The organism is Planococcus sp. CPCC 101016, assembly GCF_007859295.1.
In the GTDB taxonomy this organism is placed as follows: domain Bacteria; phylum Bacillota; class Bacilli; order Bacillales_A; family Planococcaceae; genus Planococcus.
In genome coordinates this window covers 1,586,232-1,601,539 of record NZ_VOHB01000002.1, presented here as the reverse complement: position 1 = coordinate 1,601,539, position 15,308 = coordinate 1,586,232, and the positions used below count along the sequence as shown (strand labels likewise).

The window sequence follows — 15,308 nt, the reverse complement described above, 5'->3', positions numbered from 1 at the left end:
TATATGCCCTTCCTTTCGTTAGTTCATTGCTTATTATACCAAGCTTCAATATCGGTTACCATCATTTCTAAAGACACTTTGGATACTTTGACTTTCGGCAAAGCGCTTATAAATTCCCTGCCATACGATTTTGTCTCAATTCTCCTGTCCAGTACGATAAACAGGCCCTTGTCATTTTTTGACCGGATTAATCGACCAAAGCCTTGCCGTAAACGCAGTACGGCTTCAGGCAATGCATACTGCAGGAACGGATTGACGCCTTCGCGCGTAATGATCTCAGAACGCGCCTTGAAAATCGGTTCGTCGGGAGATGTGAATGGCAAACGCACCACTACTACAGCACGCAATGCATCCCCCGGCACATCGACGCCTTCCCAGAAACTATTGGTGCCAAACAGCACCGATTTCTGAAATCGCTGGAACGACTTCAATAATTTCATTCGGCTTCCTGATGAAATGCCTTGTGCAAACAACATATAATCGTCCAATAAACCCGTATCCTGAATCAAGTCCACAGTTTTCCGAAGCATATCCTGTGAAGTAAAGAGCACAAAGCAGCGTCCTTCTGTCACAATGACGGTCTGAATTACCGCATCCGCCACCGATTCGATGTATTCATGCTGGGACACCTGCTGAATATCCGGCATGTCTTCCACTATATAGACGTGAGCTCCTTGGTAAAAATCTTTTGGCGGTTCGAATTTCAGTATCGGCACATGCTGCGGAATACCGATTTGATTGATGATAAAGCGATCATTGGCAGGAACGGTCATCGTGCCGGATAACCAGATAATCGCCTTGTCTTCGCGTGCAGAAGCCACTACCTTGTCCACCAGTGACGCAACGGCAAATGGCCTCTTATACAAGGACAGGCTAGTCGGCAGACTTCTCATATCCCCTTCGATCCAACTTACTTCATCTGTCAACGGAAAGACGAAAATCTCACTGAATTCGACTGCTTTGACCATCATTTCTTCGGTCCAATAACGCCAGTCTGCAATTGTCAATTGATCCTGGATGGTTTTTTCCGTCAATCGTTCAGCTTTCTGCAAAATCAATTGTGACAAATCGATCCATTCATTTAAATAGCGCAGCAATTCCAAGAACCGAACATCTTCAAGTGACAGCTCGCTTAAAAGCGATGCATTTTTTTTGTGTCGGCTTGAAGCAAACCTGGCAGAGAATTCGTTGGCCATCAAAGTTGAAACTTCGTCGAACAGCGATGTGAATTTCAGGAACAGCGACTCCAGCTTCAGCAATTCGGGAATGGTTGAAAATCCCGTTCTGTCTGCTGTCTTGTAAAGTGCTGCGAATAATTGCTGATCATCCAAACTGCCGATTTGGCCAAAAATATACTTCCATTGTGTATAAACGAAGGTTTTTTCATGCTGTGAAACGGCCGCTTGGACAACTTGGTGAGCCTCATCCCAAATATAAGCATCGACATTAGCCAAAATCGACTTTTTGCTCAAATGCTGATTCAGCAGGAATGCATGATTTGTCACGATAATATGGGCATGCTGCGCCTGCTTTAACGCAAATTCATAAAAATCCGCTTTCTTTTCCTGCTTCGACAGTTTGCGTATATGGGAACGTCGAATCTTATCCAACACAAATTGGCCGCCGCTCGATGAATTGATTTCATTTAAATCGCCTGTTTCTGTAGTCGTCAGCCAGACCAGTACCTGCATGATGGTGAAAGTCTCGTCGTAGGATTCATCGTCGCCCTGCAGCAACTCGACAAAGCGAGCCAAGTCAATATAATGCGACAAACCTTTGATCAATGAGATCCGGACAGGTGAACCGATAAAGGCTTCGACCATACGTCCTTCTTTCAGCACCAGCTGATCCTGCAGATGGGTTGTATAAGTGCTGATCATTACTTGCTTACCGGTTTTGAGGGCATGATTGACTGCCGGCAACAAATAAGCAATGGTTTTCCCCATGCCTGTTGAAGCTTCAATTACCAGCTCTTTTTTATTAATTAGAGCATCCTCGATTGAAGACATCATGCCGTATTGGCTCGGTCTTTTTTCGAAATTCGGAAAGACCGTTTCAAGTCCATCCCGCCAATCGCGCGGCAAGGATTCCTGCGTGTCAAGATCCGCCGTAAATGTTTTTTTGGGTTTCAACGGAATTCCTTGGAAGCGATCGAAATAATCAGCCTGAGCATTCCTTTTTTTCTGGGTCAATTCAAAGAACAATCTGGACAAATCCGATTTCAACTGGAAAGACCGCTTATGGAGAAAGGTTAAGGTATCATATGGCAAAGACTCCAAGTCATTTTTGGCACGCAAAAACAACAGCGCAGTAGCCATTGCATCATCGTCTGCACGGTGTGCACTTTCCAATGGAATCCCCAGCTCCGATGTGATGTCCTGCAATTTATAGCTGAACGCCGTAGGGTACATCAGGCGGACCAGTTCCACCGTATCCATCGTGATACCATGCCATCTCGGCAAACCGCTGCGTTTTAACTCCGCCTGCAGAAACGGCAGATCGAAATTAGTGTTATGCGCCACAAAAATAGCATCCTGCATTTTTTCAAAAACTGTTTCCGCATAAAATTCAAAAGCTTTAGCATCTGCTACATCTTCATTAGTGATGTTCGTTAAATCCTGTATAAATAAGGGGATTGTGCGTCCCGGATTAATGAATGTCGTATATGTATCGGTTATTACACCGTTCTCAATTGTTACCATTGCGAGTTGAATGATCCGGTCACCTTTTGCAGGGGAATGGCCCGTTGTTTCAATATCGACAACGACATACTTTTGCGTGTTCATTTTAGCCCCTCTTTCTTAGGTGATTGCCTAAAAAAATTGTAACATATCCTACGCTTTTCCGCTTTCAAGATGAAAATTCAATCTTCTTTTTTGGTTATTCAGCTAAAAGAAAACAGCCTCCAAATAGTTTGGAGGCTTTCAATTTACATGACGGTCGCTTCGGGCTCGTAGTGGATGATTTCTTTGATTTGATTGTCAGCGTCCATAATGGCGACAGTCGGTTTGTGTTCGCGGGCATTTTCGTTCATGACATAGGCATAGGAAAGGATAATGACAATATCCCCACGCTGCACGAGGCGTGCTGCCGCTCCGTTGACACAAATGACCCCGCTGCCGCGTTCTCCGGCAATGATATAAGTTTCAAAACGGGCACCGTTGTTATTATTAACGATATGGACTTTTTCATTGGCCAGCATTCCGACAACATCCAGCAAATCCTGGTCGATGGTAATGCTTCCCACATAATTTAAATCGGCTTCTGTCACCGTCGCACGGTGGATTTTTGAATTGAGCATCATTCTAAGCATGGGTCAGTTCTCCTTTGGGTTAAAAATAATATTATCGATCAAACGCGCTTTTTCAAACTGCACGGCCAAAGCCAAAATAGCATCGTTTTGGATTTCGCTCGTTAATGTCGGATAATCCAATAGCTCAATGTAATCGATTTTCCCAGACGTATTGTCGTTCAAATAGGTTGTCATGGGTCCGATTGGATCCTGCCCTTGCAAAAATGCCTTTTTTCCCATTTCCAATGCTTTTTTCAAATGAGGTGCTTCGCCTCGTTCTGCTTTGCTCAAATAGACATTGCGGGAGCTTTTCGCCAGACCGTCCTCTTCCCTTATGGTTTTGCCTCTTCGAATAGCCATTGGAAAATTAAAATCTTCAACCAATGATTCGATAATCGCCAATTGCTGCGCATCTTTTTGGCCAAAATAAGCCAGATTCGCCTCGGTTAAATGAAACAGTTTCGTGACCACTTTCAGGACGCCATCAAAATGACCGGGTCTCTTGGCACCGCAAAGCACATCTGCCTGGGCACCAGCAGTTAGTTTAATTTGGCTTTCACGCGGGTACATTTCTTCAACATTGGGGGCAAAAATGACATCGGTTCCTGCCCCTTCAGCAAGCTGCTGATCGCGCTCCAGATTTCTCGGATAACGGTCAAAATCCTCGTTCGGCCCAAACTGAGCGGGATTGACGAAAATACTCATGATCACTTTGTCGTTTTCCGCCTTTGCTTTTTCCACTAAAGACAGATGCCCTTCATGCAAAAAGCCCATAGTCGGCACAAGTCCAATTGTCTGGCCAGCTATTTTGGTGTTCTGAACCCATTCTTTAAGCTCATTCACCGTCTGTAAAATCAACATTTTATCTCTCCTCTCAGGAAGAAAACCATATAAAAAGCCCTTCCGCCAAAAAAAGACAGAAGGACAGTAAAATGTGCGTTCGGTTTCCTCCGTCCCTGTCGCGTTACTGATCAAGGCAGAACTGATTACTATGAATTTTGAGTGTATTGCGGTTGTTCGGTGCAGTTCGCAAGCGATACTGCCCGTTAAAAACACTATACCAGAAATTTTTAAAAAATCCTATTTCATGCTTACTGTGTTCTTGATTGTGCTTCAAATATACGGCAAATCGGCGGCTGAATTCTTAGCGTTCCTGCAAGTCTCCTACTAGTTGGTCATCTCAATGTCAGCTGAATAAATGCCATGAAGCTTGCCGTCCGCTGTCCGCAATTGCAGGACTCCGTCATCTGTAATGCCTTCTGCAATGCCTTCGAGCGTCTGATTCGTCATACGCGCACGGACTGACTGGCCGATAGTGGTCGAATAGCTTTCCCACATAATTTTGAGCAAACCGAAGCCTTCTTCTATATACAGTTGCGTATAGATTTCCAGGTAATGCAACAGGGACTGAACCAGCTTTTGGCGGCTAACCATTCCGCCGCTTTCCAATTTCAATGAAGTTGCAATGTCCTGTACTTCCGGAGCAAAGTCTTCTGTTTCCTGATTGATATTCAAACCGATCCCAATGATTAAAGCTTGTATGCCGTCAGCATCCGACTGCAGTTCTGTCAAAATACCCGTGCATTTTTTGCCATTCAGCAAAACATCATTCGGCCATTTGATTTTTGGCTGCAGCCTTGTTACTTCTTCTATAGCTCTTACAACCGCAACAGCCGTCACCAAAGTAAATTGAGGCGCTTTTTGCGGCACTACATCCGGTCGCAGGATGATGCTCATCCATACGCCTTTTTGGGCTGCTGAATCCCATTTGCGGGCCAGTCTCCCTCGTCCGGCTGTTTGAGTCTCTGTGAGAACGACTGTGCCGTCCTCAGCACCTTCCTGGGCCAGTTTATGGGCAATGATTTGGGTTGATGGACAGCTTTCAACATATTCAATTACTTGCCCGATTCTTTTGGTCTTTAATCCCGTTTGTATTGCCAGCGGCTCTAATGTGTCTGGAATAGAGACAATGCGATAGCCTTTTTTCTTTACAGATTCAATGCCATAGCCTTTTTCCTCAAGCTCTTTTATATGTTTCCAGATGGCTGTCCTGGAAATGCCGAATTCATCTGCCAATTGTTGGCCGGAGACGGCTTCACCGTTCGACTCGATCAAACGCTTTGCTAACTTATGCGTGACGGTGATATTCATTCACAAACCAGTCCTTTATGAGTTCTTTATCGTTCTTCAGTTCTCCATAGACAATCAGTTTTTCCAATGTTTCAATCCAAGGTTTTAGCCATGCGCCTGATCGATTGCCACTCCATTCCATCAAATCCCGCCCACTGGCTTTGATATCGGATTTCGATAGAATGGGCAATTGCTCTTTTGCTGCTGCAGGATCCAGTTTTTTGCCGGTGGCTCGTGCAGCCATTTCCAGTTGTTCGATTGAATACTGGTAAATTGTCCATTGATCCCAGAATTCCTGTCCAGCTAATTCCAGGCTTTTTTCAATGAGGCGCTTATCTTCATTCGAAAAGCGGTAATCGCGTATTTCTTCAAATTTACTGCCTTGTTTATATAGGAGATAGAACCAGCCGTAAACAGCTTTGCCGCTGGATTGGTAACGGGACCAATCCGCTTCAAAAAGCCGGCCGGCCGGAAGGTAATTGGTTAATCTAGCAGCCGCAAGATAGGTCATACTTTTTTGTGTGCGGGGATTGGCAAATATCTTGTCGATTTCCGACTTCAGTCGTTCGACTGCCACCATCTGAATCAATTCAGCATGACGCTGAATGGAATACAAGGTTTTCTGATCAATATCAAAATCAAGCTGTCCCGAAAAACGTACCGCTCTCAGCATGCGCAATGCATCTTCTTGAAAACGCTCGTCCGGATCTCCTACTGCGCGGATGATCTGCTTCTGCAAATCATCTTTTCCTCCAAAAGGATCGATGATGTGCAGATCTTCAGTCATGGCCATCGCATTGATCGTAAAATCACGGCGCTTTAAATCTTCTTCAAGTGATTGGACAAATTCAACTGAGTCTGGCCGTCGATTATCGGAATAGCTGCCTTCTGTACGAAATGTCGTCACTTCAATGCCTTCGCCGTCGATTAAGACCAAAACAGTACCGTGCTCGATACCCGTATCGACTGTGCGCTTGAAAAGCGCTTTAACCTGTTGGGGTGAGGCCGATGAAGCAACATCGATATCATGAGGAAGCTCGCCTATCAGATAGTCGCGAACCGCTCCTCCGACCATATAAGCTTGGTAGCCGGATTCCTTTAGTATTCCAATCACCCTGACGGCTGTTTTCATTGTTGTTCATCCTTTGCAAGCAATTGTTCATATAAACCTTCATACTGTTCAAGAATTTTCGAAGAATGGAAGCGATCCGTTACCGTTTTTAGTGCGCCTTCCCGCAAGTTTTGCAGCTGTGCGGGATCACTTAGCATTTTTACTGCATATTTAGCCGCCTGCTGCGTGTCCCCTAATTCAACAAGATAGCCATTAACACCGGGTTCGATAATTTCCGGCATGCCGCCGATATGAGAGCCGATTACCGGAACACCGCATGCCATTGCTTCCAACAGCACAAGGCCAAATGCTTCCTTCTCAGATAGCAGCAGTTTGATATCGCTAATATTATAAAATTCTGCCAGGCTCTCCCGTTTCCCCAGAAACAATACATGATCGTCTATTCCGAGCTCTCGCACCTGCTGGATAATCCGTCCCATTTCAGGTCCGTCGCCAACCAACAGCAATTTACAGTCCAGCTGCTTACGCGCCAACGCAAATGTCTCTACCACGTCCTGGACACGTTTGACTTTCCTGAAATTCGACACATGAATCATGACTTTCTCGCCTGCATCGATGCCTAATTCCGCTTTCAGCTTCGCCGAATCCTGCGGAAAATACTCTCTTTCATCCACAAAGTTATAGACCGTTTCAATTTTTTTATCAGGTTGGATCAATTCATAAGTTTGATCTCTCAAGGAATCTGAAACCGCCGTGACAATGTCCGATTTCTCGATGCCGTAACGAATCGCCTCTTTTAATGAAGAGTCAGATCCCAATACGGTAATGTCCGTTCCGTGTAAAGTCGTCACGATTCCGATATTGGAACCTGCCATATCACGGCCAAGAATGGCGCAAACTGCATGGGGAATTGCATAATGGACATGCAGGAGATCCAATTTTTCATTTTTGATCACTTCAGCAATTTTTGTTGCCAGTGCAATGTCGTATGGGGCGTAATGGAAAACCGAATACGTATTGACATCCACTTGGTGGCTAAAAATATTCGCATAGGTTCTGTTCAGCCGAAAAGGGGTGCTGGACGTAATAAAATGTACCTCGTGCCCTTTTTCCGCCAGCATCTTCCCTAATTCCGTGGCAATGACACCCGACCCTCCAACCGTTGGATAGCAGGTAATGCCGATTTTCATTTTTCGCACGATGCTCTCTCCTATCCTCTTCGTTCTCCGAGCAGACGCCAGTCGATAAAGCCTTCCTGTAACCCCTTCAGAAGCACTTCAGCGGTTCCCATATTGGTGGCCAGTGGTATTCCATAAACGTCACATAGACGAATGAGAGCTGTTACATCAGGCTCATGGGGTTGAGCGGTTAAAGGATCACGGAAGAAAATAACCATGTCCATCTCATTTTGCGCAATCATTGCACCGATCTGCTGATCGCCTCCAAGCGGACCTGATTGAAATCGGATGACCGGGAGGCCGGTTCCATCAATTACCCGTTGTCCGGTCGTACCGGTTGCATATAGTGTGTGGTGATTAAGTATCGGCTGATAGGCTGTAACAAATTGAATCAAGTCATCTTTTTTACGGTCGTGGGCAATCAAAGCGATTTTCATATCATTTTCCCCCTTTAATCAATTATGTGTTCCAATCCATAAATAAGTTCTTCTTTGTCCATCACTGTTTTAATGGATAGAACGACACCTGACATAAACGACCCTCTATTAAACGAATCATGCCGGAGCGTCAGCAACTGGCCATCTCCACCAAGGAGAACTTGCTGATGCGCAACTAAACCAGGCAAACGGACACTATGGATGCGCATGCCATCGTAATTCGCCCCACGGGCACCTGGAATGGTTTCTTTTTCGCGGACATGCCCTTGTTCATGAATTGGACGTTCCTGCGAAATCAAATGAGCAGTCTTCATGGCTGTTCCGGATGGGGCATCTAATTTTTGGTCATGATGCATTTCAATAATTTCGATATCCGGCAGGTACTTCGCAGCCTGTTCAGCAAATTTCATCATCAATACTGCTCCAACTGCAAAGTTAGGTGCGATAATGCAGCCAATTTTCGAGTCTTTTGATAAAGCTGTCAGCTCATCCAACTGCTCATCGGAAAATCCAGTCGTTCCAACAACCGGGCGGATTTTTAAATCCAAGGCCTGTTTTGTGTGCTCGTAAACAAATTCTGGTGTAGTCAAATCGACCAGCACATCAGGCTTTGTTTCCGAATGAAGTTTTTCCAGGTCGATATAGATAGGTGCGGTATACGATGCAGGAAACAAATTCGTTTCCGCCAATGTATTGCCGACTTCTTTATAATCCAAAACAGCAACCAGCTCCATTTCGGAATTGTTCATTACGGTATGTACGGCTTCAGTTCCCATTTTACCTCTAGCCCCTGCAATTGCCACGCGAATCGTCATTTTTCTTCATCCTTTCTTGTCCACCGGTCTTTGTCTCTGCTGGCGAATTTCGCCATCACGCGATCATGGGCATGCGCCAAATCGATGTCCATTGAATTGGCCATGCAAATTAAAACGAATAGGACATCGCCCATTTCTTCTTCAATCGTATTATCAGTCTCAGAGCTCTTCTTTTTCTTTGGTCCATATTCATGCATTACTTCTCTGGAAAGTTCGCCCAGTTCCTCAGTCATGCGAACCATCATTTCCATTGGCTGAAAATAGCCTTCTTTGAATTGTCCAATATAGTCGTCAACGTCCTGTTGAAGCTGTTTCATCGTTTTATCTCCGTTCATGCCATCACACTCCTCAGTTAATCGTAAAGAAAACTGATGATGTTGTCAAAATACATTATTTAAACGATAATACAGAAGTTGATATTCAAGAAAGGAGCTTGGCTAACTTGAAAGAATTGAAAATAAAAAACATATTTTTCATTCTGCTTGGTGCTGCCATCTATAGTTTTGGATTTGTTCACTTCAACATCCAAAATGAATTGGGTGAAGGCGGATTTGCCGGCATTACATTGATTTTGTACTTTATATTCCATTGGGACCCGGCATTGATGAATCTGCTGCTGAACATTCCTTTGTTTTTCATAGGATGGAAACTGCTGGGCAGAAAAGTATTTCTTTATACCATCATCGGAACTGTAGCCGTTTCTGTATTTCTAAAGATTTTTTTGATCTACGAAATCCAAATCAATTTGCAGAATGATTTATTTCTGGCAGCCTTGTTCGCTGGAGTTTTTGTCGGAGTCGGACTCGGAATTATTTTCAGGTTCGGCGGTACAACAGGAGGAGTGGATATAATCGCCCGCCTCGCACAAAAATACATTGGCTGGAGTATGGGGAAAACGATGTTTCTATTTGATGCGGCAGTCATCATGTTATCCTGGTTAACATTCCTGGACCACCGTTCAATGATGTACACACTCGTTGCCGTTTTTGTTGGTGCACGAGTTATCGATTTCGTACAGGAAGGTGCGTATGCCGGTAGAGGTGCATTGATCATTTCAAACTCACAGGAAGAAATCGCAAGCCGGATAGCAGTCGAGATGGATCGGGGCATCACCATCCTTCGAGGCTATGGCCATTTCACTAAAGAAGAGCGCGAAGTGCTGTACTGTGTTGTCGCAAGAAACGAAATCGTCCGTTTGAAAAACATCATCAACTCTGTTGACCCTCACGCATTTGTTTCCTTAATGGAAGTCCATGATGTAATGGGCGAAGGGTTTACACTCGACGAAGAAAAGAAACCCATCGGCTGACAACCAGAAAAGCGCAAGCGCCCATGTAGGTCCGACGGGCATAAGACACTCCGGCGAAGCGGCGTTCTTTGCCGCACAGTCAGAGTGGCTTATGCCCCTAGGACCTGGGCGCTGGAGTCTGGACATAGAAAAGCACAAGCGCCCATGTAGGTCCGACGGGCATAAGACGCTCCGGCGAAGCGGCGTTCTTTGCCGCACAGTCAGAGTGACTTATGCCCCTAGGACCTGGGCGCTGGAGTCTGGACATAGAAAAGCACAAGCGCCCATGTAGGTCCGACGGGCATAAGACGCTCGGGCGAAGCGGCGTTCTTTGCCGCACAGTCAGAGTGGCTTATGACCCTAGGACCTGGGCGCTGGAGTCTGGACATAGAAAAGCGTGGAAACTCGTTGTTTCTAAATGGAAAAACAATTAACTATATAGTTGAACGAAAAAAAACGACCCGATAATCGGGTCGTTTTTTTATGAACGGTTCATGCTTGTATAGATTAAAATCAATCGTGCCAACTCCAAAACTGCGACTGCAGTTGCTGCGACGTATGTCATCGCGGCTGCACTTAATACTTTTTTCGCGTGACGTTCTTCTTCATTGCGGATAATGTTATTCGACAACAGTTGGTCCATCGCTCGACTGGAGGCATTAAACTCCACTGGCAATGTTACTATTTGGAATACCACACCTGCAGCCAAAAGAATAATCCCGATCAATAAGGCCCCGCTCCAAGCGGAGAAAAAGCCGATCATGATAAAGACCCAAGACATATTCGAAGAAATATTGACGATCGGCACCATCCGATGACGAAGGCGCAGGAAGGAATAATCTTCTGCATCCTGAATCGCATGTCCGACTTCATGAGCAGCCACTGCTGTACCCGCAACAGATGCTTCATGGTAATTGTGGCTGCTTAAAGCCACTACTTTTGTCATTGGATTGTAATGGTCACTCAACATGCCGCGACTTTCGATAACCTTAACATCTTGCAGGCCATTAGCATCCAATATTGTCCGTGCCACTTGAGCACCAGTATGACCGGATGTCGATCGAACTTTTGAATACTTTTTGTAAGTGCTTTTTAATTTAAATTGTGCCCAAAGCGGAATAATCAGCAAAAGGATAAAATATATGATATAACCACCCATACCCATTTCGGAAATGACACCTCTTTCTTTTTGCTTTATACCCTTATTTTACTGGGGATTGTCAATATTGGTCAACTGAAACGGATTGTGATTTATTGAGATGAACAACATAAAAGGCAAAACTGACACAACTAATAGATAGCCAAAAAGTAAAATAGCCGATTTGGTTGCTGTACTCGCTCAAAGTGCTGTAAATGGGCATTTGGCCAAAGACGTAATCGATGACGTCGTTGTGCAAAGTCCAAATGGCCGTTAATGCTGCCGAGAGCCATCCAAATCGGTAATGTTCAATATAAAGCACCGCCTGCAGCGCCATAGCGAAATGAGAAACGACCAGCATCCAGCCGATCCAGCCGATAGATCCGGTCTCCCACAATGTCAGCAAGTTCATGACTACCGCCCACAAACCATATTTGATTAGCGTAACAAACGCCAGCGCTTCAAAGAGCCTGCTCCGTTTCCCAAAGATCCATAAACCGAGAACGATAGTGAAAAACAGACTAGCAGTTGGACTATCAGGCACAAAAATTAAAAAAATCGGTTCTGTGATTTTCAGTTGCCATCCGTACCATATGTATCCATAAATGGTTCCACCCAGGTTAACAAAAAACAACAGTATTAAAAATGGGCGGAACATAAGCCATGCAGAGAGTTTAATCGCGAAAGAGAGCATTATATTCTTCCTTTCAGAGTAGAAAAAAAGAGCCGGTTTCCCGGCTCCCTTTTTTTATTATTCACCTTCAAGGCCTGAAATAAATTCAGCTAAAACTTGCAGATCTTCTTCTGATCCGTCAACTCCTACTTCAAATGAAGCAGGCATTTTTTGTTCGCCGTCTTCTTCAATACCGTTGACAGCAATTGTAGCGATTTCTTCTGGAGATAGGCCTGTACCAACCAACGTAGGTCCTACTTGACCTTCCAGATTATCGCCGTGACAACTGATACAAGAGCTGGATGAATAAATTTCATATCCTGGATCCGTTGTATCAATCTCAACTTCCTCGGTAATCTGTCCTTGCGCTTCAGCTGCTTCCCAGTCATGATTTGCTACCGATTCCCATGTAAGGAAAATGATAGAAGCAATTGCAAGAAGCATAAATCCTGTCGGCAATGGACGTTTCGATGGACGTCTTTCCACTCCGCGATCCAAGAATGGAGCCAACATAAGTGCTCCAAAAGCAAGTCCTGGAATAATGATGGCACCTACTACGTTGAATGGACCGGAAGCGAATTCGTATTTCAGTAATTGATATAAGAACAAGAAATACCAGTCTGGCAAAGGAATATAAGCTGTATTAGTCGGATCTGCCTGGCCTTCAAGAGGCGAAGGATGAGCGACAGTCAAAAGCAGATACCCGATCAAGAATACTGCACCAATCATCCATTCTTTCAAAAGGAAGTTTGGCCAGAATGCTTCAGTTTTACCAGGGTATTCGGAGTAATCTTTAGGAACATTCGGCTTACGGAATTCCATACTTGGAACACGCGAATCCCCTACAAATTTCATCCCTTTTCCGCGATGCATAGTGTTCCCTCCTTAAAAATCCTTGTTGAAAAATGAATTATAGCGGTCCTGAAATACCTTGTCTTCTAATCATGATAAAGTGAGCAGCTAGCAACCCAAGCAACGCTGCAGGCAAGAAGAAGACGTGGATAGCGAAGAAGCGAGTTAGAGTCTGTGCACCAAGGATTGATGAATCCCCAGCTAGTAGAATCTTAATCGTTTCACCGATTACCGGTACAGATGCTGCAATTTCAATCCCAACTTTTGTTGCAAATAGAGCTTTCATATCCCATGGAAGCAAGTAACCTGTGAAACTCAATCCAAGGATAACGCCGAATAGCAGAACCCCTACAACCCAGTTCAATTCACGAGGTTTCTTATAAGAACCTGTAAAGAATACTCGCAGTGTATGAAGGAAAATCATAACTACTACAAGAGAAGCTCCCCAGTGGTGCATCCCACGCACAATTTCTCCAAAAGCGACTTCATTTTGAAGATAATAAACCGACTGCCAAGCATTTTCAATATCAGGTACATAATACATCGTCAAGAACATACCGGATAAGATCTGAATCACTGTAATGAAAAATGTAAGTCCTCCAAAACAATAAACAAATGCTGAGAAGTGGTGTGCGGGGTTTACGTGCTCAGGTACTTCATGGTCAGCAATATCACGCCAGATAGGCGTAATGTCTAATCGCTCATCAACCCAATCATATAACTTGTTTAGCACTGGTGTCGTACCCCCTAACTATTAAACTACTAATGTGTTTTCTTTTACTACGCCGATTGCCACAAAGCCATCCTGTTCTCGTACATCGTACTCATCCAGTGGCCCAAGCGGAGGTGTTCCGGCAATGTTCTGTCCGTTTTTTTCATAACGGCCTGCATGGCATGGACAGAAGAATTGTGTCGGGTGTTCTGGGTCTCCTGCCCAGTTCACTGTACAACCTAAATGTTTGCAAACAGGTGAAAGCGCGATTAACTTATCGCCTTCTTTATACACCCAAGCTGAACTTGTAGCTTCAGATACATACCAAGCATCCGTTTGTTCGAATGTAAAGTCGACACGGACTGGTTCTTCAGTGATATCAGCTACAGCTTGATCAGTTAAAACGAAATCGCCGCCTTCATGCTGCTGAAGTATCGGGTCTACCGCAAAACGAACCATTGGCATCAACATTCCTGCTGCCATAAAGCCACCTACACCAGTTAAAGTGTAGCCTAAAAATTGACGTCGTGATACACGATTATTACTCATCCTTTTCCCCCCTCTAACATTCAAGGTCAGTCCAATGGACATACTCATTCAAATATAATTACTAGGACAACCTAATGATATATCAATCAAATCTTTAGGTCAATAACACAGCCAGCCTAATAATACAGTTTGTGAACATTTCATGAATGATGTGACCATTCTTTCGTAAATAGCGGCAATACCTGTCTGAGCTGGTCTTCCATGACTGATTTCTTGAAAGATTGGTCCATATCTTCAATAGGAATTGCAGGCAGCCATAAGACATTTTTAAGGCTTTCTATCGTCCGCCATTCCGAATCAGTCGTTAGGTAAAATACATGTTTGAACGCTGTTTGCTTTAATTCTTCCGTTATTTCATCGGCAATCCGCTGTCGATTAGCTATTTTGGCATAAGAAATAGGCGGAAGCAATAGAATCCGCCCTTTGAATTGTTTTTCTAATAAAGCAGTTAAAGAATGAAGGTATTCAGAAGCTCCTGCACTCAGCTTCATCCCCGTGGCGCTTAGGTCCAATGGAAGAAGCGGCACTACAGCTGTATCCACATATTCCTGCTGGCTTAGGTATTGATTTATCTCTTTTCCGATAAAATGCATGACACTTTTTCACTCTCCATCTTTTTTGAGGGATTTGAACGTCTCCAGCATCGCAGACAGTTCAAAAAAACGGTCACGATCATTGGCGTCCAACGCCTCATCGATTTGTCTATAAATCGTTTCTTCCTGGAAAAGCGACATGCTTTCCTCAAGGATCTTCTCCGCAATCAGGCGATCCTGTTCATTAATTGTTGCATTTTTAGGTACATATGGATTTTCTTCCAACACCGATAAGTACAACGCTGGTGGTGGAATGCTTGGGAAATTCAGTTGTACATACAGATCTTCATCAGGATTCAAGCGTAGATCATGAAACGATTTTTCCGCATCTGCGGTCATCAAGTTTCCTTTATAGAAACGAAACGGTATTTCTTTCGACTCAGTAGAGGACATGACCATGGCACGCGGACAGTAATGTGCTTCTTCAACAAAATGGGTTTTTTCAAGCAAATCTTCGTTGCTCAACATATAATTAAGAATCCATATGCATTCGCGTCTTTTCATCTTGTAAGATTGCAGAAACCAACGGACAAACTGCTTTTTTTCACCTATCGTTACTGAAGCGGTCATGAAATTTCC

At 44.3% G+C, this 15,308-nt stretch carries 17 protein-coding genes; 1 reads left to right on the top strand and 16 read right to left on the bottom strand.

The window, feature by feature from the left end; translation table 11 throughout:
• Positions 1–23: 23 nt before the first annotated feature.
• From dinG to FQV26_RS07425, 9 genes are all read right to left on the bottom strand, one after another.
• Positions 24–2,786 (bottom strand): ATP-dependent DNA helicase DinG, encoded by a 2,763-nt coding sequence (dinG, locus tag FQV26_RS07465; protein WP_146556855.1) that lies wholly within the window; start codon positions 2,784–2,786, stop codon positions 24–26.
• A gap of 143 nt (positions 2,787–2,929) precedes the next feature.
• Positions 2,930–3,313 carry an aspartate 1-decarboxylase gene (panD, locus tag FQV26_RS07460; protein WP_146556853.1) on the bottom strand — a complete coding sequence of 128 codons (384 nt, stop codon included), beginning with the start codon at positions 3,311–3,313 and terminating at the stop codon, positions 2,930–2,932.
• 3 nt (positions 3,314–3,316) lie between these two features.
• On the bottom strand, positions 3,317–4,153 hold the full coding sequence (gene panC, locus FQV26_RS07455) for a pantoate--beta-alanine ligase (RefSeq protein WP_146556851.1): 837 nt from the start codon (positions 4,151–4,153) through the stop codon (positions 3,317–3,319).
• 306 nt (positions 4,154–4,459) lie between these two features.
• Entirely contained in the window at positions 4,460–5,443 is a 984-nt protein-coding gene (locus tag FQV26_RS07450) for a biotin--[acetyl-CoA-carboxylase] ligase (RefSeq protein WP_146556849.1), read from the bottom strand.
• A complete protein-coding gene (locus FQV26_RS07445; protein ID WP_146556848.1) occupies positions 5,421–6,554 on the bottom strand; it encodes a CCA tRNA nucleotidyltransferase in 1,134 nt (377 codons plus the stop codon). The genes FQV26_RS07450 and FQV26_RS07445 overlap by 23 nt, the downstream gene beginning before the upstream one ends.
• On the bottom strand, positions 6,551–7,693 hold the full coding sequence (gene bshA / locus FQV26_RS07440) for an N-acetyl-alpha-D-glucosaminyl L-malate synthase BshA (protein WP_146556846.1): 1,143 nt from the start codon (positions 7,691–7,693) through the stop codon (positions 6,551–6,553). The genes FQV26_RS07445 and bshA overlap by 4 nt, the downstream gene beginning before the upstream one ends.
• A gap of 11 nt (positions 7,694–7,704) precedes the next feature.
• A complete protein-coding gene (gene mgsA / locus FQV26_RS07435) occupies positions 7,705–8,109 on the bottom strand; it encodes a methylglyoxal synthase (protein ID WP_146556844.1) in 405 nt (134 codons plus the stop codon).
• A 14-nt stretch (positions 8,110–8,123) separates the two neighbouring features.
• The gene (gene dapB, locus FQV26_RS07430; protein WP_146556842.1) at positions 8,124–8,924 is read right to left on the bottom strand and encodes a 4-hydroxy-tetrahydrodipicolinate reductase; all 801 of its coding nucleotides are present in this window, start codon (positions 8,922–8,924) and stop codon (positions 8,124–8,126) included.
• Positions 8,921–9,259, bottom strand: a complete 339-nt coding sequence (locus tag FQV26_RS07425) for a nucleotide pyrophosphohydrolase (RefSeq protein ID WP_146556840.1) — start codon at positions 9,257–9,259, stop codon at positions 8,921–8,923. Before FQV26_RS07425 ends, dapB begins: the two co-directional genes overlap by 4 nt.
• A 107-nt stretch (positions 9,260–9,366) precedes the next feature.
• On the opposite strand from FQV26_RS07425, the gene FQV26_RS07420 reads away from it, so the two are divergent.
• Positions 9,367–10,233 carry a YitT family protein gene (locus FQV26_RS07420; protein WP_146556838.1) on the top strand — a complete coding sequence of 289 codons (867 nt, stop codon included), beginning with the start codon at positions 9,367–9,369 and terminating at the stop codon, positions 10,231–10,233.
• Between the two features lie 460 nt (positions 10,234–10,693).
• Here the strand turns inward: FQV26_RS07420 and FQV26_RS07415 are convergent, their stop codons facing one another.
• The 7 genes from FQV26_RS07415 to FQV26_RS07385 all read right to left on the bottom strand — a co-directional run bounded on the left by FQV26_RS07415 (position 10,694) and on the right by FQV26_RS07385 (position 15,299).
• A complete protein-coding gene (locus FQV26_RS07415; protein WP_146556836.1) occupies positions 10,694–11,377 on the bottom strand; it encodes a zinc metallopeptidase in 684 nt (227 codons plus the stop codon).
• A 55-nt stretch (positions 11,378–11,432) separates the two neighbouring features.
• Positions 11,433–12,044, bottom strand: a complete 612-nt coding sequence (lhaT, locus tag FQV26_RS07410; protein WP_146556834.1) for a lipoprotein heptaprenylglyceryl N-acetyltransferase LhaT — start codon at positions 12,042–12,044, stop codon at positions 11,433–11,435.
• A gap of 57 nt (positions 12,045–12,101) precedes the next feature.
• On the bottom strand, positions 12,102–12,896 hold the full coding sequence (locus tag FQV26_RS07405) for a menaquinol-cytochrome c reductase cytochrome b/c subunit (protein WP_146556832.1): 795 nt from the start codon (positions 12,894–12,896) through the stop codon (positions 12,102–12,104).
• Positions 12,897–12,933: 37 nt separating this feature from the next.
• On the bottom strand, positions 12,934–13,608 hold the full coding sequence (gene qcrB / locus FQV26_RS07400) for a menaquinol-cytochrome c reductase cytochrome b subunit (RefSeq protein ID WP_146556830.1): 675 nt from the start codon (positions 13,606–13,608) through the stop codon (positions 12,934–12,936).
• A 21-nt stretch (positions 13,609–13,629) separates the two neighbouring features.
• Positions 13,630–14,136, bottom strand: a complete 507-nt coding sequence (locus FQV26_RS07395) for a Rieske (2Fe-2S) protein (RefSeq protein ID WP_146556828.1) — start codon at positions 14,134–14,136, stop codon at positions 13,630–13,632.
• Between the two features lie 140 nt (positions 14,137–14,276).
• Positions 14,277–14,729: a YpiF family protein gene (locus tag FQV26_RS07390; protein ID WP_146556826.1), complete on the bottom strand. Its 453-nt coding sequence runs from the start codon at positions 14,727–14,729 to the stop codon at positions 14,277–14,279.
• A 9-nt stretch (positions 14,730–14,738) separates the two neighbouring features.
• Positions 14,739–15,299, bottom strand: a complete 561-nt coding sequence (locus tag FQV26_RS07385) for a ReoY family proteolytic degradation factor (RefSeq protein WP_146556824.1) — start codon at positions 15,297–15,299, stop codon at positions 14,739–14,741.
• Between the last annotated feature and the right edge of the window lie 9 nt (positions 15,300–15,308).

Bases quoted from the DNA above. Each gene is read 5' to 3' on its own strand.
- dinG (WP_146556855.1), bottom strand. From the start codon at position 2,786: ATGAACACGCAAAAGTATGTCGTTGTCGATATTGAAACAACGGGCCAT.
- dapB (WP_146556842.1), bottom strand. From the start codon at position 8,924: ATGACGATTCGCGTGGCAATTGCAGGGGCTAGAGGTAAAATGGGAACT.
- FQV26_RS07385 (WP_146556824.1), bottom strand. From the start codon at position 15,299: ATGACCGCTTCAGTAACGATAGGTGAAAAAAAGCAGTTTGTCCGTTGG.
- FQV26_RS07445 (WP_146556848.1), bottom strand. From the start codon at position 6,554: ATGAAAACAGCCGTCAGGGTGATTGGAATACTAAAGGAATCCGGCTAC.
- FQV26_RS07415 (WP_146556836.1), bottom strand. From the start codon at position 11,377: ATGGGTATGGGTGGTTATATCATATATTTTATCCTTTTGCTGATTATT.
- FQV26_RS07425 (WP_146556840.1), bottom strand. From the start codon at position 9,259: ATGAACGGAGATAAAACGATGAAACAGCTTCAACAGGACGTTGACGAC.
- panD (WP_146556853.1), bottom strand. From the start codon at position 3,313: ATGCTTAGAATGATGCTCAATTCAAAAATCCACCGTGCGACGGTGACA.
- FQV26_RS07395 (WP_146556828.1), bottom strand. From the start codon at position 14,136: ATGAGTAATAATCGTGTATCACGACGTCAATTTTTAGGCTACACTTTA.
- mgsA (WP_146556844.1), bottom strand. From the start codon at position 8,109: ATGAAAATCGCTTTGATTGCCCACGACCGTAAAAAAGATGACTTGATT.
- FQV26_RS07450 (WP_146556849.1), bottom strand. From the start codon at position 5,443: ATGAATATCACCGTCACGCATAAGTTAGCAAAGCGTTTGATCGAGTCG.
- lhaT (WP_146556834.1), bottom strand. From the start codon at position 12,044: ATGCTCTCTTTCGCGATTAAACTCTCTGCATGGCTTATGTTCCGCCCA.
- FQV26_RS07390 (WP_146556826.1), bottom strand. From the start codon at position 14,729: ATGCATTTTATCGGAAAAGAGATAAATCAATACCTAAGCCAGCAGGAA.
- FQV26_RS07405 (WP_146556832.1), bottom strand. From the start codon at position 12,896: ATGCATCGCGGAAAAGGGATGAAATTTGTAGGGGATTCGCGTGTTCCA.
- panC (WP_146556851.1), bottom strand. From the start codon at position 4,153: ATGTTGATTTTACAGACGGTGAATGAGCTTAAAGAATGGGTTCAGAAC.